11 protein-coding genes and 1 pseudogene are annotated in these 18,985 nt (G+C 72.0%); 9 read left to right on the top strand and 3 right to left on the bottom strand.

Translation table 11 applies throughout. The features are described 5' to 3' along the window. From ACZ4FV_RS43140 to ACZ4FV_RS43125, 4 genes are all read left to right on the top strand, one after another. Nucleotides 1-6,189: type I polyketide synthase (locus ACZ4FV_RS43140; protein ID WP_465326309.1), on the top strand; the 6,189-nt coding region annotated here is incomplete at its 5' end. Next, on the top strand, nucleotides 6,189-6,935 hold the full coding sequence (locus ACZ4FV_RS43135; protein ID WP_395861428.1) for a class I SAM-dependent methyltransferase: 747 nt from the start codon (nucleotides 6,189-6,191) through the stop codon (nucleotides 6,933-6,935). The genes ACZ4FV_RS43140 and ACZ4FV_RS43135, both read left to right, overlap by 1 nt. 197 nt (nucleotides 6,936-7,132) lie before the next feature. Further along, entirely contained in the window at nucleotides 7,133-7,741 is a 609-nt protein-coding gene (locus ACZ4FV_RS43130; RefSeq protein WP_465326307.1) for a hypothetical protein, read from the top strand. A gap of 530 nt (nucleotides 7,742-8,271) precedes the next feature. Continuing rightward, nucleotides 8,272-9,390, top strand: a complete 1,119-nt coding sequence (locus tag ACZ4FV_RS43125) for a serine hydrolase domain-containing protein (protein ID WP_465326304.1) — start codon at nucleotides 8,272-8,274, stop codon at nucleotides 9,388-9,390. Here ACZ4FV_RS43125 and ACZ4FV_RS43120 read toward each other — a convergent pair. Then, nucleotides 9,375-10,991: a helix-turn-helix domain-containing protein gene (locus ACZ4FV_RS43120; RefSeq protein ID WP_465326302.1), complete on the bottom strand. Its 1,617-nt coding sequence runs from the start codon at nucleotides 10,989-10,991 to the stop codon at nucleotides 9,375-9,377. The genes ACZ4FV_RS43125 and ACZ4FV_RS43120 overlap by 16 nt on opposite strands. A 138-nt stretch (nucleotides 10,992-11,129) precedes the next feature. Here ACZ4FV_RS43120 and lysA point away from each other — a divergent pair, with 138 nt between their 5' ends. Next, nucleotides 11,130-12,416, top strand: coding sequence for a diaminopimelate decarboxylase (lysA, locus tag ACZ4FV_RS43115; protein WP_465326300.1), 1,287 nt, complete (start codon nucleotides 11,130-11,132; stop codon nucleotides 12,414-12,416). 969 nt (nucleotides 12,417-13,385) lie between these two features. Here lysA and ACZ4FV_RS43110 read toward each other — a convergent pair. Beyond that, complete coding sequence (locus ACZ4FV_RS43110; RefSeq protein WP_465326298.1) at nucleotides 13,386-14,399, bottom strand: saccharopine dehydrogenase; 1,014 nt, start codon at nucleotides 14,397-14,399, stop codon at nucleotides 13,386-13,388. 84 nt (nucleotides 14,400-14,483) lie between these two features. Between ACZ4FV_RS43110 and ACZ4FV_RS43105 the strand changes: the two genes are divergently transcribed. The 3 genes from ACZ4FV_RS43105 (at nucleotide 14,484) to ACZ4FV_RS43095 (ending at nucleotide 17,250) form a co-directional block, all read left to right on the top strand. Continuing rightward, complete coding sequence (locus ACZ4FV_RS43105) at nucleotides 14,484-15,116, top strand: TetR/AcrR family transcriptional regulator (protein ID WP_465326295.1); 633 nt, start codon at nucleotides 14,484-14,486, stop codon at nucleotides 15,114-15,116. Between the two features lie 269 nt (nucleotides 15,117-15,385). Next, a complete protein-coding gene (locus ACZ4FV_RS43100; protein ID WP_465326293.1) occupies nucleotides 15,386-16,768 on the top strand; it encodes a zeta toxin family protein in 1,383 nt (460 codons plus the stop codon). Next, complete coding sequence (locus tag ACZ4FV_RS43095; protein ID WP_465326291.1) at nucleotides 16,768-17,250, top strand: glycosyltransferase; 483 nt, start codon at nucleotides 16,768-16,770, stop codon at nucleotides 17,248-17,250. Before ACZ4FV_RS43100 ends, ACZ4FV_RS43095 begins: the two co-directional genes overlap by 1 nt. Before the next feature lie 239 nt (nucleotides 17,251-17,489). Here the strand turns inward: ACZ4FV_RS43095 and ACZ4FV_RS43090 are convergent, their stop codons facing one another. Then, complete coding sequence (locus tag ACZ4FV_RS43090) at nucleotides 17,490-17,741, bottom strand: hypothetical protein (protein WP_465326289.1); 252 nt, start codon at nucleotides 17,739-17,741, stop codon at nucleotides 17,490-17,492. A gap of 560 nt (nucleotides 17,742-18,301) precedes the next feature. Between ACZ4FV_RS43090 and ACZ4FV_RS43085 the strand changes: the two are divergent. Next, a pseudogene (locus ACZ4FV_RS43085) lies at nucleotides 18,302-18,946 on the top strand (ABC transporter ATP-binding protein); the annotation flags it as partial. Nucleotides 18,947-18,985: the final 39 nt, after the last annotated feature.

Below are 18,985 nucleotides of genomic sequence, written 5' to 3'. Positions count from 1 at the left end.
TTGACGGCGCCGAACGGTCCGTCGCAGCAGCGGGTGATTCGGCGGGCGTTGGCGTCCGCGCGGTTGTCGGCGGATCTGATCGACGTGGTGGAGGCGCATGGCACCGGTACGACGCTCGGTGATCCGATCGAGGCTCAGGCGCTGTTGGCGACCTACGGTCGGGAGCGGCCGGCGGATCGGCCGTTGTGGCTGGGATCGATCAAGTCGAACATCGGCCACACCCAGGCGGCGGCGGGCGTCGGCGGCGTCATCAAGACGGTGATGGCACTGCGCCGAGGCATCCTGCCGCCCACTCTCCACGTGGACGAGCCGACCCCGCACGTGGACTGGGCCGCGGGCACGGTGCGCCTGTTGACCGAGGCGCGGGACTGGCCGCGGACCGGCCGGCCGCGTCGCGCCGGGGTGTCGTCCTTCGGGATCAGCGGCACCAACGCCCACGTGATCCTGGAACAGTCTCCGGACGACACGTTCCCCGCGACCCTCGTCGCACCCCCGACCGCCGTAGCCGTCGAGCCCGACGGCTCTGCCGACCTCGCGGACGACCCCGCGCGGAAGCTCGTCGAGGGCGACCGTGCGCAGACCGGGCCGCTGCCGTGGCTGATCACCGCGAGGAACGCTCGGGGGCTGCGAGAGCAGGCGGCCCGGCTGCGTGAGCACGTACGTACCCGCCCGGACCTGGCGTCGGCCGACGTCGCGCATTCGCTGCTCACCTCGCGCACCCTGTTCGACCACCGAGGCGTGGTGCTGGCCGACGACCGGGACGCGTACCTCGTGGGCCTCGAAGCCATCGCCGAGGGGAAGAGTGCCGCCGGTGTCGTCACGGGCGTCGCACGCGATCCCGGGAAACCGGTGTTCGTCTTCCCCGGCCAGGGCGCCCAATGGGAGGGCATGGGAGCGGACCTGTGCCGCGACTCGGCGGTCTTTCGCGAGCGGCTGCACGAGTGCGCCGAAGCGCTCGCGCCGCACGTCGACTTCTCGCTCGTGGACGTCGTCCGCGGCGCCGAGGGCGCGGCCTCGTTGGACCGCGTGGATGTGGTCCAGCCCGCGCTGTGGGCCATGATGATCTCGCTCGCCGCCCTGTGGCGCTCGCACGGCATGGAACCCGGCGCCGTGGTGGGCCACTCCCAGGGCGAGATCGCCGCCGCGTGCGTCGCCGGTGCCCTGTCCCTGGAAGACGGGGCGCGAATCGTGGCAAGGCGCTCGCGCCTGGTCGCCGAACGCCTGGCCGGCAGCGGGGGCATGGCGTTCCTCGGCCTTCCGGTGGACCGGGCCCGCGACCGGCTCTCGGCATGGGGAACACGCCTGTCCGTCGCCGCGGTCAACGCCCCCGGGTCCGTCGTGGTCTCGGGCGACGCCGAGGCGCTCGACGAACTCCTGGACGCCGCCGAGCAGGACGGCGTGCGAGCGATTCGCGTCGCGGTGGACTACGCCTCGCACTCGGCCCAGGTCGAGGCACTGGAGGCCGAACTCGTCACGATCCTCGCCGACATCGCCCCGCGGGCGGCCGCGATCCCGTTCTTCTCGACGGTCCTGGGCGGCCCCGTCGACACCTCGGGGCTCGACGCCGCCTATTGGTACCGGAACCTGCGTGAGACGGTCCGCTTCGACCCGACCGTGCGCGAACTCCTGGCGGCCGGGCACCACACCTTCGTGGAGATGAGCCCACACCCGGTGCTCGCGGTGTCCCTGCACGAGATCACGGAAGGCGCCGCGAGCCCCGGGAGCGTCGGCGAAGGCACGGTGTTGACGTCGCTGCGGCGCGACGAAGGACACCTCGGGCGTTTCCTCACCTCCCTCGCGGAGGCGCATGTCCAGGGCGTGCCGGTGGACTGGTCGGCGCACATCGGAGGGCGGGCCCACCTGGTGGACCTGCCGACGTACGCGTTCCAGCGCCGCCGCTACTGGCCCGACGCGCTGCCCGCCGCCGCCCCGGACCGGGAGAGCGACGACAGCGCGACCGCCGTGTTCCGCCGGCGCCTCGCGGAACTGCCCGACAGCGGCAGGGGGAACCTGGTCCTGGAGACGGTTTGCGAGCATGCCGCCGCCGTGCTCAACCGCGGCTCCGCGGCGGACGTCGACATCACCCAGGCGTTCACCGACCTCGGGTTCGTCTCGATGACGGCGATGGAGATGCGCAACCGGCTCGCCACGGCGACCGGTGTCCGCCTCTCCCCGGCGGCGGTGTTCGACCACCCGACGGCCGAGAGGCTGGCCGCGTACCTGCTGGCGCGTCTCACCGGCGCCACCGAGCAGGTCGACGAGCCGGCGACGGCCGCCGTCGCCGAGCCGATCGCGATCGTCGCGATGGGTTGCCGCTACCCCGGTGACGTGGCCTCGCCCGAGCAACTGTGGGACCTGGTCGCCTCGGGACGGGACGCGATCTCCTCCTTCCCGAGCAACCGCGGCTGGGACACGGCGGGTCTGTACGACCCGACCCCGGGCCGCCCGGGCCGCACATACGTCCGCCGGGGCGGTTTCCTGCACGACGCCGACCGGTTCGACCCGCTCCTGTTCGGTATCAGCCCGCGGGAAGCACTGGCGATGGATCCGCAGCAGCGCCTGCTCCTCGAGGTGACATGGGAGGTCCTGGAACGCGCGCGGCTGGCCCCCGACGCCGTCGCCGGCAGCCGCACCGGGGTGTTCGTGGGGGTCAGCGGTCAGGACTACCTACCGTTGCTGACCGCCGATCCCGAGGGCGGCGCCGGCTACCTGATGACCGGTACCTCGACCAGCGTCGCCTCGGGGCGGGTCGCCTACACGTTCGGCCTCGAAGGACCGGCGGTGACCGTCGACACCGCCTGCTCGTCGTCCCTGGTCGCCCTCCACCTGGCCGTCCAGGCGCTCCGCCAGGGCGACTGCACGGCCGCGCTGGTGGGCGGGGCGACGATCCTGTCCACCCCGGGGGCGTTCCTCGAATTCAGCCGCCAGGGTGCACTGGCGCCGAACGGGCGATGCAAGGCGTTCGCCGCGGAGGCGGACGGCACCGGCTGGGGCGAGGGCGTCGGCGTGCTCCTGATCGAACCGTTGTCGGTGGCCCGAAACGCCGGGCACCCGGTCCTCGCCGTGATCCGCGGCACCGCGATCAACCAGGACGGGGCGAGCAACGGCCTGTCGGCACCCAACGGACTCGCCCAGCAGCGCGTGATCCGCCAGGCCCTGGCCCACGCAGGGCTGACCGTACGGGACGTGGACGCCGTGGAGGCCCATGGCACGGGCACCACGCTCGGCGACCCCATCGAGGCGGAGGCTCTCCTGGCCACATACGGGCAGGGCCGGCCGGCCCACGCCCCCCTGTGGCTGGGGTCGCTCAAGTCCAACATCGGCCACACCGCCGCCGCGGCCGGGGTGGGCGGGGTGATCAAGACGGTGATGGCGATGCGCACCGGCGTGTTGCCGCCCACCCTGCACGTGGACGAGCCGACGCCGCACGTCGACTGGACCTCGGGCGCGGTGGAACTGCTCACCGAGGCCCGACCGTGGCCGGATACGGGTCGTGCCCGGCGAGCCGGTGTCTCGTCCTTCGGGATCAGCGGGACCAACGCGCACGTGATCCTGGAGCACGCACCGGACGACGCGGACGCGGTGCGGGAACCCGAACCGACCCCATCGAGCGCGGGGCCGGCGCGGCAGACGTCCGGCGATCGGCATGCGCAAACCCGGCCTCCGGGTTCGCCGCGGCACGCGCCGGACCCGTTCGCCACGCTGCCCGCGGTGCCGTGGGTGTTGTCGGGCGGGACCTCGGACGCGCTGCGTGCGCAGGCCGGCCGGTTGCGCCGGTTCGTTCGCGAGCGCGCGGAACTCGCACCGGTCGACGTCGCGCGTTCCCTGGCGGCGACCCGGGCCGGCCTCGCCCACCGCGCCGTGATCCTCGGCCGGGACCGGGATGCCCTGCTGGTGTCGCTGGCGGAACTGGCCCGGGACGGATCCGCACCGGGGCTGGTCCGGGGCATGGTGCGGGGCCGGGACCGGGTCGCGTTCCTGTTCTCCGGTCCGCCGCGCGAACCGGTGGCGGAACGAGCCGGACTCGTGGAGGAGTTGTCCGCGCGGATCCCGATGTTCGCGTCGGCCCTGGCCGAGGCCGATGCCGCGATCGCGGCACGGCTGGACCGCCCGCAGGGCGAGGTTCCACCGCGGCACGGCGAGACGCCGCAGGATCCGATCCCGGCCCAGGGCGCGCTGTTCGCCGGGGAGGTGGCGCTGTTTCGGCTCCTCGAACACTGGGGGATCGAACCCGGGCTGCTGCTCGGGCGATCCGTCGGTGCGGTCACCGCCGCGCACTGCGCCGGTGTGCTGTCCCTGACCGACGCGGCCGCACTCGTCGTCGCCCTCGGCCGGGCGTCGGAGTGCGCGGCGCAGGCCGACCCGACGGTGTCCGACGACTCGGCGGGGGAGGGCGTGCGACGGGCCGTCAAGGAACTGACCTTCCGCCGGCCGCTGACCCCGCTCGCCTCCGGCCGCACGGGCCGGCCGGTGACGTACGAGGAGTTGTCCTCGTCGGAGTACTGGGTGCGGCTGATTCGGGACGACGGCGCGCCGACCGAGGCCGTGCGCGGGCTCGGGTCGCAAGGGGTGTGCGTCTGCCTTCGGATGGGGGCCGACAACACCTTCGCGGAGCGTGTGGGGCCCGGCGCCGCAGCTCCGACGGACGGTACCGAGGACACGAACGGCACGGGTGGCGCGGACGCCGCGACCGCCGCAGACGCCGCGACCGCCGCGGCCGAGAACGTCACCGTTCTGCCGATGCCCGGGCCGGAATACGACACCGAACTCGGCGCGTTCCTGGGCGCACTGGCCCATCTGCACGTCCGGGGCGTTGCGGTGGGGTGGGACAGGATGCTCGCCGACTGCGGTGCCCGCCTGGTGGACCTGCCCACGTACGCGTTCGGGCGCGAGCGATACTGGCCCGAGGGCGGCGGTCCGACGATGGGCGCGGTCCGGTCCCCGGGCGAGTACGGGTCGGTGCGGCCGGATCGGGGCCGGGAGATCAGGGAGTGCCTGGCGGCCGCGAACGGGGAGGAACGGGCGCGATTGGTCGTCGCGTGGGTTCGTACGCACGTGGCCGCGGTCCTGGGGCTGGCGGACCCGGAGACCGTCGACGCCGATCGGCCGCTGCCCGAGCTGGGGTTCGACTCGCTGACGGCGGTGGACCTGCGCAACCGCCTCGGCGCGGACACCGGCCTGCGCCTGGTGCCCGGCCTCGTCTTCCAATACCCCACGGTCGCCTCCCTGGCCCGACACCTGGTCGAGCGATGGGAGGAAACGGGGCCTGCGGGCGACGAGGACACCGGCGGCGCGGAGCCGGCACGTGCCGGGACGGGCGGGGCCGGGTTCACCCTCGGCCCCCTGTTCGCCCGCGCCGGTGACCTGGGCCGGACCGACGAGTTCGAGGAACTGATGCGACACATCGCCCGGTTCCGTCCCATCTTCGACAACCCCGACGAGCGGTTCCGGCCGGCGCACGTCAGGCTGGCACGCGGCTCCGCGGCCCGCATCGTCTGTTTCCCGACCTTCGCCGTCGGCTCGGGAGCATCCCAGTACGCCCGACTCGCGGCCGCTTCCCGAGGCGAGCACGACGTCTGGGTACTGCCGGTGCCCGGTTTCGGTCCGCACGAGTCGCTGCCCGCATCCGTGGACGTCTTGGCACAACTCCAGGCGGACGGTGTCGTGCGGTGCGCCGACGGCGGTCCCGTGGTCCTCCTCGGCTACTCCGCGGGCGGCTGGATCGCCCACGCCACGGCGGCTGTTCTGGAAGCACGCGGAGCCGGTCCCGACGCCGTCGTCCTCCTGGACAGCCATTGGCCACGCAGCGCGATGCTTCGACACCTCCACGCCCGGATCGAAGCGGCTCGCAGATCCGGAGCATCGGACGAGCCGTGGGCACAGGAGGCCGAGGACGACACCCACCTCACGGCGCTGGCGCACTACACCGGTCTGTTCCAGGCGTGGACCCCCGCGAAGATCGGCGCGCCGACGCTACTCGTACGGGCCGCGGAGGCAGGCTTCGACGACCCGCCGCAGGACTGGCGGCCCCGCTGGCATCTCCCGCACACGGCAGTCGACACGCCCGGAACGCACTTCTCCATCATCCGTGAGCACAGCGGCCCCGTGCTGCGCGCGGTGGGCGACTGGCTCGGCGGTTCGCATCGAGACCACGACAGCCAACCACCCCGAGGCACCCAAGGAGCATGATGACGTCCGACAGCACCAGCGACAACAAGCCGCTCGAACGCCTCGACACCAAGCCGCTCGAACGCGCCCACGACAAGCCGCTCGACCACCTCGACCAGGCCGTCCTCGACGGGCAGGCCGGATACTCGAAACCCTTCCTCAACCTCTATGACCTCGTGGTGTACCGAGGCACCGCACCGCTGTTGTGGCGCTGCCCGCCGACGGTCTCCCGACGCCTGTACGACACCGGCGTGGGTGCGCGCCACATGGACATCGGCGTGGGCAGCGGATACCTGCTCCACCACGCGCGGTTCCCGGTGCCCGACCCGCGGATCACCCTGGTCGACCTCAACCCCAACTCCCTGGCCCACACGGCACATCGCCTGCGCCGCTATCACGTCGCCACGGTGCGCGCGAACGTGCTGGAGCCGCTGCCCGTACCGGACGGCTCGCACGACTCGGTCGGGATCAGCTATCTGCTGCACTGCATCCCGGGAAGTCTGCGGGAGAAGGGAATCGTGCTGGCGCACGCCGCGGCCGTGGTCCGCCCCGGAGGTGTCGTCTTCGGCACCACGGTCCTGTCGGCCGGCGTCCCGGTGTCCCTCGCCGCCCGCAAGGCGATGCGGCTGCTCAACAAGCAGGGGGCGTTCCACAACGACGGCGACACCCTGGACGACCTCCGTGCGCAGCTCGATCGGCACTTCGATCACCACGAACTGTCCGTCCGCGGCTGCGTCGGCATCTTCCGCGGCTGGACGGCCGACTGACCGAGCTGCCACGGACATCCCGCCACCGGCAATAACTCACCATCGCGGCCCTGCTCGCCGCCAGAGACAGGCTCGTCGATCCCTGGAACCACGGGTGCGACGACGACCCGCCTTTCCTCGTGGCTGCCGAAGCATGGCTACCTGCGGTGATGATGGGGGTGTCGGTCACAGCGATCGAGGCACCTGGGGGAGAGGCATTGTTCACGCCGGCGATCTCGGACCGCGGACCGGCCGAGCCGTTGACCCGCGCGGACATCGTGGCGGCGCTGGTCGCGGCGGCTCCGGAGGTTGAGGCACTGCCATATGTACACGTGATCCGCGGCGAGGAACTCGCCGTGGGCCGGCCGCTGGACAGCGAGGAGTACGCGCATTTTGCCACCGAACGGTCGACGCCGGTCCAGGTCGGCGGCCTCACCACAGGGCACTCTCCGTCCCTGGTTGTCTACCGGGAGGAGCTTCATGTGGTCTTGCGCGACAGGAAGGGCCGCATCACCGTCGGTCGACGCGACAACTCCACCCGACGGTGGTCCGTCGGCTTCCAGTCGACCGCCTCCGCAGCCGACTGCGGGCCGGCGGCGGCCGTCCACAACGGCGACATCTTCGTCGTCTATCGGAACCAGGCCGGCGGCGGTACGCAATGGGGCCGCTACGACGGCCGTCGATGGAGCCCCGCAGGGGACCCCACATCGGCGACGGCCCCTCACACCACGACGCGAGCCTCGTCGAACACCGAGGCCAACTCCACGTCCTGTACCGGTGACCGACCGCCCTTCCACGCGGCAACGGGGCCAGGTGATACGTCGTGAGCGATGGATCGATCCGACGGGTGGGCCCATGCCGAGGTTCGCGTACGAACTGCGCGAATCGAAGCAGGAGTTCGACGCACTTCTTGGTCCCTCTGGATACCGTGCCTGCCGAGCGCGTCGATCCGAGGGGCGAGTTCCTGTCCGAGTGCCGCGCGGTGTCAATGGTCTTCGAGTCCTCCACGCGGGCGGGCTGATCAGCCGGTAGGCGTCGGCTGGAGACCGGTGATCACGACCTCGGCGCTCGTTGACGCGGACCTCTGAAGTGGGCTGTGGCGGAGTTCCCGGATGCTGTTGACAAAACGTCAGTCCGGGAGCAGTCGCGGAACCCCATTCACCGGTGAGTACGCTCGTCCCCGACCGGGGCCTCCTGCTTCTTGCTTCGTCGCGTCACGAGTGGCCGCCGCGCCTCGTCCGCTGGTCCATGTGTGCCACGGGTGGACGACGCAAGGGGGCCGGGAGGTTCGCTGTTCCGGTGATGTCCGGCGTGCCGGGCCGTCCATTGCTCACCCCCAGGATTCGGCTGGGGCTTCGTGGGCGGTCCGGATTCCACCCCGGATGCGCCGTCGGACACGGTCCACGCCAACGCCCTGCGGCCCCTGGGCATGCGCGACTCGGCGGCGCGGATCACACACGAGGATATCGCCGAACTCGCCACCGGGTACCGGTTCCTGCGCGACGACCGGCCGCCGCTGCCGTCGGCCCCGCTCGCGCCGGCCGGCTTCTTCGAGTATTCGGCGGCCGATGGGAACGTGCTGGCAACCGCTTCCGACCTGGGCCTGTTCGCCCGCATGCTGCTGGGCCGGGGCACCCTGGACGGCACCCGGATCATCGGGCCGGAGAGTTTCCGACAGATCGTCACGGTGCCCGCCGACACGGTCGGTTGCGGCTACGCGCTCGGCGTGGACGTGGAAGTGATCGACGGCCGCACCTGGCTGACGCACACCGGGGGGATGGTCGGATACCGCTCGTACCTCGCCGTCGACACCGACGGCGGGCACGGTGTCGCCGTGCTGACCAACGCACCCGGCGAGTGCCAGATCATCGACCGCTTCGCCCGCCATGTGCTCGCCGTCGTCCAGGGAGCCCCGGCGGACCCGGCGCTGTTCGACCCGGACCGGATCCCCGACGCCCAGCGCTATGTCGGGATCCACGGAACGACGCCGCGTCGGATCCGCGTCGAGGCCACGGGGGACGACCGTCTCTCGCTCATCTCGGACGAGGTGACCGGCAGGCTGTACGACGCGGGGGACGGGCGGCTGGTGTGCGATCACCCAGGATGGTCCGCCTACCACCACTCTCTGGACGGACGCTGGCTCTACGGACCCGAGTCACTGGGCCCCAGCCACTCCGCGCCGACCGCTCCTCCGCACGCACTCGCAGGTCACTACCGGAGCTACACCCCCTGGTATCCCAGCTTCGGCATCGTGCAGCGGGCGGGACGACTGCACATGATCGCCGCGACCGGCGTGGAAGCGCCGTGCGACGAACCGGAACTCGTCCCGCTCGACGACGGGACGTTCCGCGTCGGAGCCGACCCCCGGCTGCCGGAGCGCCTGACGCCCGGCCCCGCCCTGGACGGCGCGGTGCTCTGGGTCGACCTGGACGGGTGCCGCTACACGCGCTCGTTCCGGGATCAGCCGGAGCCCTGAGAAGCGCCCGTCCGCAGCTCGCGCACCCGGAGTTGGAGGTGCGCGAGCAGCATGGCGTCGGCATCGGCGAAGTCCAGTCCGGAGACCTCGCGGATACGGCGCAGCCGGTAGCGCATGGTGTTGGGGTGTATGTGCAGGGCCTCCGCCGCGGTGTCGGTGGCTCCCGCGGCGGCGAGGTAGGCGGCCAGGGTCGCCGCCAGCGGACCGTCCGGGCCCTCTTCCCGGCGCAGCCGGCGCAGCGCTCCGCCGGCGTCCGGCAGGCCGAGCGCCTCGGTCGCGTCGGCGAGGTGCAGCAACAACACCGCCAGCGCCATGTCCTCCACGGCGCGCACGGCCGGTCCGCGGACGGCCGGGTGCCGCAGCGCCCGCAGCGCGGCGTCCGCCTGCGCCCGCACGGCGGCGATCCGGCCCATTGATTCGGCCGGGCCGCCGACGGCGACCACGTAGTCGCCGGCCAGTGGGGTCCGCGCGAGGAAGTCGCGGGCCAGGGCGACGGCCGACTGCAGGGCCGTGGCGTGTCCCGCAGGCCAGGCGGCCAGTACGTACACCACTCCGGTGCCCGCCACCAGGGCTGAACGGGGGTGCACGGCCGCCAGGAAGTACTCCAGCGTGTCCGCGAACCGGCGCAGCCCGGCGGCGTCCAGCGCGTCGGAGCCCGTGCTCCCGGCCGGTCGCGGGGCCGCGGCCAGGACGCAGACCGGGCCGGAGCCCAGCTGCAGCCGGCTCGCCTCCACCGGGTCGGCCGCCCCGCCGAGTACCGCGGCGGCCAACTCGCCGCGCTGGCGGCGGGCATAGCTGGTCTCCGTGCGCAGGCCGACCAGCTGCAGCGCGACCACGGGCGCGAATTCGCGCAGCCGGGCGGTGGCCGCCTCGTCGAGCGGCCCGGTGACGGCGGCCCAGATGTAGCCGACGACGTCCGAACCGGCCCGGACCGCGATCGCCAGCCTTGCCAGTTGATCCGCCCCGGTCGCCTCCATGTACACCGGTTCGGTGCCGGCATGGAGCCGCTCGAACTCCTGACGCTCGCGCTGTTCGGCGAGCGTCCGCTGGTGCACGGCCCGTCCCAGGATGGTCTCGATCCGCTCGGAGTCGGTCCGGTCCTGCCCCTCCGACCAGGCGACCAGCGCGGAGAAGCGGTCCTCGATGGTGACCGGGGCGCCGACGGCCTCGTAGACCGCGTTCGCCAGGGCGAACAGCTCCGCGCCGCTGCCGGCGGAGCGCACGCGCGTCCGCGCGTACTCGAGCAGCTGCTCACGGACGGTCGTCGCCACGTGCATCCAGGAGGCGTCCCGGTTGACCTCGATGATCGCGTGCTTGGCGTCGGCCGACGGCGGCACCGGGGCCTTCACCGCCAGCACCTCCGCGCCGGCCTGCCGCATGGCCGCGGTCAGCTCGCGCAGCTCGGCCTCCGTGGTCACGCCGACCCCGAGCACCACGCACCCGGGTCCGAGCTGTGCCGGCGCACCCGGGGCATGGATGGCGATGTCGGTGAGCGGCCCGCCGCTGCCGGTCCCCTCCTGGACCAAGCGCAGCAGCGCCGGGCCGATGTTGTCCACGAGCTGACGGACGGGCAGGTGGCCCCGAGCGCCGGACTCCCGCATGGTGCACCCCCGACTCGATGGACTGTTGTGGGCGTCAAGATTGGGCGACCTGCATTGACGATGTCAACGATGATCCGCCGTGACCGAAGCGGGAGCATGGCAGGAGAGCGGGACGGATCAGTGGCACAAGGAGCGCGGATGGCAACGGTGCAGACGCAGGCAGACCGAGAACTGTTGGGGCTGTTCCCGCCCGGGACCACCCGGGACGGGAACGGCGGACTGGCGATCGGCGGCGTACCGGCGGCCGAACTCGCCGAGTCCTACGGCACTCCCGCGCTGATCCTCGACGAGGCGTCGGTCCGCGCCCGCGCCCGCCAATACGCCGACGGCCTGGCCGCCCGTTGGCCGAACTCCCGCGCCGTCTTCGCCTCCAAGGCCTTCCCCTGTACCGCCGTCATCCGGCTGCTCGTGGAGGAGGGCCTCGACATCGACGTGGCCGGCGAGGGCGAGCTGACCCTCGCCCTCGCCGCAGGCGCGGACCCGGCCGGCCTGGTCGTCCACGGCAACGCCAAGACCGAGGAGGAGTTGCGCCTCGCCGTCGAGGCCGGCGCCGGGACGGTCGTCGTCGACAACTTCGACGACATCGACCGGCTGGAGAAGATCCTCGCCGGCACCGCGGCGGAGCAGGGAGTGCTGGTCCGGGTCACCCCCGGCATCCGCCCCGATACCCACGAGGCCGTGTCCACCGGCCAGAACGGCTCCAAGTTCGGTCTGCCCCTGCCGCAGGCCCGGGCGGCGATCGCGCGGCTGCGCGGCAGCGACCGGCTGCGGCTGGACGGCGTCCACGTGCACGTCGGGTCGCAGATCCTCGACCTCGCGCCCTTCGCGCAGGCCGTCGAGGCGGTCGCCGAACTCGGCGAATTCGCCGTCTACGACCTGGGCGGCGGGCTCGGCTCCCGCTACACGTACGCGGACCGACCGCCCACGGTGGAGGCGTACCTCGACGCCGTCACCGACGCCGCCCGACGCGTGCTGCCCGCCGACGCCCGCATCCTCATCGAGCCGGGCCGCTCGATGGTCGCCGAGTCCGGCGTCTCGCTGTACCGGGTCGTCTCCGTCAAGCGCGGCGGAGGCCACACCTTCGTCGCCGTCGACGGCGGCATGGGCGACAACCTCGAAGTCTCCCTGTACCAGCAGCGCTTCGAGGCCGCCGTCGCCGGCCGCCCGACAGGCGAGGGTGAGCTGTGCCGCCTGGTGGGCCGGCACTGCGAGTCCGGCGACACCCTCAGCGCCGGCGTCCCGCTGGCGGACCCGCGCGTCGGGGACCTGATCGCCGTGCCGGTCACCGGCGCCTACACCTATGCGCTGAGCAACAACTACAACGGCGCGCGCCGCCCGCCGGTGGTCTTCGTCCGCGACGGCGCACACCGCGCCGTGGTGCGCCGCGAGACCTACGCCGACCTGATGCGCCGGGACCTGCCGTAGCGGCGCAGCCGGCCGAGCCGGGCCGTTCCGGCCACCGGCCACCCGTGCGCCGGTAGTCCGCCCGTCGGCCGCCTCGTCATGGTGTGGTGATGCCGAACGCGGTGAACAGGTCCTGGAAGAATCGCAGGACGTGCCGCTCGGGGAGCTGCTGGAGACGCTCTGGGTGTTGCGCGACGCATGGACCTGTTCCCGGGCCCGGAATGGACCTGTTCCCGGGCCCGGACACGAATCGGGCGCGCGAGGGATGCCGGCGTCGGTGCCGCCGTGGGCGGTCACCGCGCGGCCGGGGGCGTGGTCGACGACCACGGTCGCGTGCTCGACCAGCGGGGCGATCGCCCCGCCGACGGCCGCGGCGTAGCTCGCCTGTCCGAACGCCAACGGTTGGTGGCCCGCCGCGTGGTGCGGGGGCGTGTGCCGATGCACGGTCTCCACGCCCGTGTCCAACGAACGCACTCGCTCCGGGTCCCGCGGCAGCTCACGCCTCGGTTGCGGCGCGCACCTGCCGGTCGGGCCCGGCGCGGGCGGTCGGCTGCCGGGCCGGAAGGGTGCGGCGGCCCGGACGCCTCGGGGGACGTCCGGCGCCGCCGGGGTGCGGGAAGGCCACGCGCCGGTGGGGGAGTGGAGCACGCGGGGCCGTGCGGCGTCCGGACCGAGGTCCGTGCCGCCGTACGCTCAACGACGCGGCACACGACCCGGTGGCAGCGATGCGCGGCTTCATCAGTGGGTGGTACCCGCGACCGCGGAGTTGCGGCATGTGTGATTCGGTCTGCGGCTGTTGTCGGACCGCTGCCGCGGGCGCCGGCCGAGCTTTACCGCTTGGCCGACGGCTGCCACAAGCACGCGCTGGGGGTGGACGAGATCATCCGGAGTCCGGACAGGCCGCAGGTGGAAGTGGCGACCGGGCGCCTGAGGTTCGGGTGGGGATGGGTGCCGGGTCGTGCGGTGGCTCGCCCCTTGGGTGACAGGCGTTCATTCGTCGCCGGGCGCGTCGACGAACTCGGCGCCGATTTCCGCCAACCGCTCGGCCGCGTAGGACGCGTCGAGCAGCGCCTCGGGGGTGTGGACACCCGGCGGTACGGCTTCGCCGCGCAGCCCGAGCAGTCGCTCGACACCGAGGGCGATGCCCAGCGCGGTCAGCGGTCGCTGCCCTTCCGGATGGACGAGGTAGCGGTGCAGGCTGCGTGGTTGCCCTCCTGGGCCGGTCCCTTCGACGTCGATCCGGACCTCGACGGAGGCGGGGCCGCCGCGTCGCCGACCCGCGGACTCACCGACGGCGAAGTCGAAGCGGACGTTCGGCGCTCCCGTCGCCAGGGCAAGACTCGGCACGTCGAGGATGGCGATGCTCTGGCCGGGCACGAGAATCCCGTCGGTACTTGGCACATCCGTCCGTGCATCGGGCTCGGCGACCCACGTGAACACGCCGTCACGGCGTACCAGTGCGGCCGAGGTCGCGGTGGCCCATCGCTCCAGATCCGCCAGCCCCGCCGGGCCGCCGGCATCCGACTCGTCCAGGACGGCGCCGATCCGGATCGTGTCGATCCGTTCGAACTCCCTGGTGGCGTACAGCGTCGCCAGAACACCGATTCCCGCGCAGAAGTGACTCGCCACCAAGACCGGTGGACCGCTCGGCCGTTGGGCGCTCGCGACGATCTCCGGTGCGATGTCCACCAGGCCGCTGGAGATGCTCAGGTAGGGCAACCCGCGCTCCTGCGCGTACCGCAGCCCCTGCAACCGGTTGTCCCACAGCGCGGCGACGACCGCCAGATACTCTCCGTCGGCCGGGAGGCCCAGATCCGCGCGCCGCAGGTCGACGGTCGCGGCTGTGGCCGCGCCGAGTTCGTCGGCGGCCCGCTGCGCACGGCCGATGTCGCGGCCCGCGATCGTCAGGGGCAGTTCCGGGTGCCATCGGCGCAGCACGGCGGCGGCGCCCGCACCCGCCTGCCCCGAACCGCCCAGGATCAGAACCGAGTTGGGCTGTCCCATGGTGAGTCTCCTTCGCAATCACTAACCTACATTTTGTAACCTACGTTTTGTAACATAGTCTGGGGGCGACAGCAAGGGAGGAACATGGCGACCACACCGACCCGCCTGTCCAAGCCGGCCAGGCGGGAGCAGTTGCTCGACACCGCCGTGGCGATCGTGCGCGCCCAGGGCGCCGACGGGCTCACGCTGGTCACCCTCGCCGAGGCTGCGGGCGTCAGCAGGCCGATCGTGTACGACCACTTCGGCACCCGCCCCGGCCTGCTGCTCGCGCTCTACCGGCGCCTCGACGAACGCCACCGGGCCTCGGTTATCCAGGCATTGCAAGGCGCCGCGCCCGCCGCGGAGGAGGTCGCCCGCGTCATCAGCGCCGCGTACTTCGCCTGCGCCACCGACATGCCGGAGCTCAACGCCGTTTCCGCGGCGTTGAAGGGCAATCCGGACATGGAGGCGGGCAGACAGGAGATGACCGACAGCTATGCGGACCTGATGGCCGCCGCGCTGCGGCCGTACGCGCACCTTGAGCCCGACGCCCTTCGGCTGTGCTGTGCCGGCGTGCTGGGTGCGGCCGAGGCGCTCGCCGCCGAACTGAACCGCGGGCGAGCGTCCGTGGATGATGTGGTCGACGCGCTGACCGGTCTGGTCCTGGGCGGACTTCATCAAACCAGGGGCGGCAGGCGTCACAAGGGCGTTTCGCGGACTTCGGCGCGACATGGATAGCAGTGCGCGCGCACGCCCCCACCCCGCGCGCATGAATCGGTCACCACCGGTCCCGGAACACCACTTGCACACCGCGTCGGCGCTCACCGGGTCCGGCCGGGCTCTCCACACGCGCACGTGGACATGCAAATCCCCTTGCCACACGGTGGCATCGGGGGCACCGAGGTGGTGGCGCCCGGCGCGGGGAGACCCTACGCTGACGGGCTCAAGTTCGGTTCTTCGCCGGCTGGGGATTCCCCATCCTGGCATCGAGGTGGACGGCGGTCGCGATGCTCGACCCTCCCGGGCGGTTGCTGCTGAACGGCCGAGGCGCGCGGGAACAGGCCCTCTTCGACCGCGCGTTCCGGGACGAATTGGTCCCGCGTTTCCTGCCCGAGGTCGCGGGTCCCGGTGTCGCACGGCCCCAGACGTGGTTCCTGATCGGGCAACCGGGCGCGGGCAAGACCACCCTGGCCGAAGAGATCGCCGCGCGTCTGGACGCGGACGGCGGATGCGATCGGGTCGACGCGGACCGGTATTACGCCATCCACCCCAACTTCGAGGCCGCCCGGGCCCTGGGCCCCACGGGCCCCGCCTCCGAACTGATGCCCGACATCCAGGACATGCGCGACCGGGTCATGGCGCTACTGGCCGACCGACACCGCAGGGGTGTGGGCCGACACGTCCTGATGGAGACCACCGCACGACTGGACCGGGACTTCGCACTGCCCGCGAGAACCCTGCGCCGCGACGGCGAGGGTCACGAGATCGTCGGGGCCATGATCGCCGCTCCCGCGGCGATCAGCGCCCACGCGGTCCTCACCCGGTTCGTCGCCGGTGGACACCTGGTTGCCTCCGACGACCACGACCGGTCCGTCGAGGCACAGTTCACCGCCGCCAGGATCATCGACGACCCCGAACTGGTCGACCGGGGACTGATGTACGTACGATCGTCGAACAGAGCGATGAGAAAATTCGATCTGGTCCACGCCCAGGGCCCATCCGGCGAGCACCGGATGACCGACCGCCTGATAGATGTGCACCTGCAGGAGATGACCCATCGGGACCTCCTGCGCTTCACCATCGAACTCGGCGTCGCTCACATGCAGGCGGGATCCGCCCTCGACGAGCCCGTGGCACGCGTCTACGAACGGGTGGCGCACCTGGTGCCCGAAGAACTCAAACCCGCGGTGGAATTGATGGCCCGACAAGCGACGCTGTTCCGGAAGCCCGAGGGCGACCTGCTCCTCCGCCCAACGGGGCGTGAGCCCGCCACACACGGGTCGGCCCCGACACACGAGGACCCCGGCCCCACCTTCGCACCCGCCGGGCACACGCGACCGCCCCGCCCGGCTGCGGTCCGTCCCGCCACGCCGGACAGCGTCACTACGGCGCGCGAGCCGGGTGCTCGGCCCGCCACCAAAGGCGCACCGGTCCTGAACAACGCCATCGGGGTGGCTCGCGAACGAGGGATCCGGACACCGGTATCCGACCCGGCCGTCGACCCAGTGCTCACCCGTCTGGTCGCCAGGTCTTTCGGCCCCGCGCATCCCAAGGGGGTCGCCGGCGCGGAACCGGCCCTCCCGTCCCCGGGCGTCCCGGCCACCTTCCGCTCCCAACGCGCCCTGGGCGAAGGCCCGGCCCCAAGCATGGAGAGCGACTTGAGCCCGTGATGGCCACCAACCTTCGCCGGCAAACGGAGCCCACGTGGGCGATGGAGCACGTGTCCGCCGAGGAGCACCGGCAGCAGGTCACCCCCGAACGCCTGGCCGTCGCCGGAGCCGTCGAGAGCCGCGACGGCGCCGGGGCCTTGGAACTTCTGCGGGCACACTTCCGGTGGTCTGCCGACTCGATGATCAAGCGCACTCGCCCCGGGCCGGAACACGCCGACATGGCCTTGGCCGACGACGACGTGCTCGTGGTCGCGGCGACCGGCCGCCCCGATGGCCCCCTCCTCGTCAGGAGGCTGATGGGCGACGTTCCGGCCAACGCGCGGCCGGCCGGCTTCATATCCTTCGAACATCTGCTCCCGCACACCGATGTGTTGGTCACAAACGGCGGCTACGGGAGCGTGCACACCGCCTTCGATCACGGTGTTCCGTTTGGTCGTGGTCGGCAGCACGGAGGACAAACCGGAATTGGGGGCCAGGGTTGAGTGGAGCGGCATGGGCATAGACCTGAAGACGAGCAAACCTGACGGATCAGCCATCCGCACCGCTGTCCCGGATGTCTTGGCGAACCCCGAGTATGCGGATCGAGTCCTCCGACTACGCAAGGAATTCTCCGAGTTCGACCCGTTGGGGACGATCGCCGAACTCATTGCCAGGATCGATCCTCCCGACCCCGCACATCCCATCACTGCTCCTGCGCCTGGGATGTAGGCATCCTTGACCTTCACGTCGCCCACGCGCATCCCTCGGTGAACACAGTGCGCCAGTCGCCGTCGGTGAGGTGGAGTTCGTCGGTGCCCATCACGGGCATCACGGTCAGGCCGCCTTGGTGGGCCTTGCGGGCCTTGAGGGCCTTGACCCACAGACTGGTGAACGCCTGGGAGCGGATGACGTGCATCCAGCCGGGGCGGTCGATCTCCCGCTTGTAGTTCGAACCACCCATCGTGGACACGCGTTTGGCGTACATCTGCTTCACATGGTCCAACGTGACCTCTCGTCGCCGCAGTCTCGCGTAACAGGTCCAGAGTCGGATCCGCGCCGTCGTCCAGGAGCAGGCCGTCGGCGGCCAGGCGCGTGGACGCCGCAGCGGCGGCGCCGGGCCGGAGCAGTGGGCAGCCCCGGAATCCCTCGGAGCGGCGCCTCGGCAACGAAGCCCGAAGGTGGTCGATATCGGTGTCGGCGGGGGCGGGGGAACCAGGGCATCGGATATCCGAGCCCGACGCCGTCATCGAGGCCGGGGAATCCATGGCAGCAGGGAACTCCGGACGCAGGCCCGAGGACAGGTCGAACGTACGCGTGTAGGTGATGGGTGCGACGAGTGGCCGCCCGCCCCGTGCGCGTGGTGCGTACTGGAACTCCCCATCATCGTGCCGGGTCGCGCTGCCTCGAACCTCCCCCGTGCGGGGGAGGCCGTCCCCACGGCCGGGGGATCCGGCGAAGCACCCCGACATCGCAACCTTGAGGCACTACGGCAAGCGGACGGCCCGACCCCGTGGCCGACTCCACGACCCGACCGCACCTCAGGGAGCGAAGCACATGATCCGGATCCGGAACCTGACCAAGCGTTACGGCGACGTGCTCGCCGTCGACGACCTCTCCTTCGAGGTCACCTCCGGCACCGTGACCGGCTTCCTCGGCCCCAACGGCTCGGGCAAGTCGACCACGATGCGGATGGCGTTGGGTCTGGACCGGCCCACGTCCGGTGGCATCACGATCGGCGGCCGGGAGTACACCGAGCTGCGCGAGCCGCTGCGACACGTGGGGGCCCTGCTCGACGCCGGTGCTGTGCACAAGCGTCGCCGGGGGTACGACCACCTGCTCTACCTCGCGCAGTCCAACCGCATACCGGTCTCGCGCGTCGACGAAGTGCTGGCCGAGGTCGGCATGACCGATGCGGCCCGGCGTCGCGCCGGCGGCTACTCGCTGGGCATGCGCCAGCGCCTGGGCATAGCCGCCGCGCTACTCGGCGACCCCGAGGTGTTGATCTTCGACGAGCCGGTCAACGGCCTGGATCCCGAGGGCATCCGCTGGATCCGCGACCTGATGCGATCGCTCGCCGCCGAGGGGCGCACGGTCTTCGTGTCGAGCCACCTGATGAGCGAGATGGCACTCACCGCCGGCCACCTCGTGGTGATAGCCGGCGGGCGACTGCTCGCCGACACCGCACTGAACGAATTCGTCGGTACGGGCGAGGCATTGGAAGACGTCTATCTCCGGCTG

Source organism: Embleya sp. NPDC025285 (genome assembly GCF_055558835.1).
This window is presented reverse-complemented; position numbering and strand designations above follow the sequence as displayed.

Coding starts and splice junctions, on each gene's coding strand:
- ACZ4FV_RS43135 (WP_395861428.1), top strand. CDS start 6,189: ATGACGTCCGACAGCACCAGCGACAACAAGCCGCTCGAACGCCTCGAC.
- ACZ4FV_RS43110 (WP_465326298.1), bottom strand. CDS start 14,399: ATGGGACAGCCCAACTCGGTTCTGATCCTGGGCGGTTCGGGGCAGGCG.
- ACZ4FV_RS43095 (WP_465326291.1), top strand. CDS start 16,768: ATGGCCACCAACCTTCGCCGGCAAACGGAGCCCACGTGGGCGATGGAG.
- ACZ4FV_RS43100 (WP_465326293.1), top strand. CDS start 15,386: ATGCTCGACCCTCCCGGGCGGTTGCTGCTGAACGGCCGAGGCGCGCGG.
- lysA (WP_465326300.1), top strand. CDS start 11,130: ATGGCAACGGTGCAGACGCAGGCAGACCGAGAACTGTTGGGGCTGTTC.
- ACZ4FV_RS43120 (WP_465326302.1), bottom strand. CDS start 10,991: ATGCGGGAGTCCGGCGCTCGGGGCCACCTGCCCGTCCGTCAGCTCGTG.
- ACZ4FV_RS43105 (WP_465326295.1), top strand. CDS start 14,484: ATGGCGACCACACCGACCCGCCTGTCCAAGCCGGCCAGGCGGGAGCAG.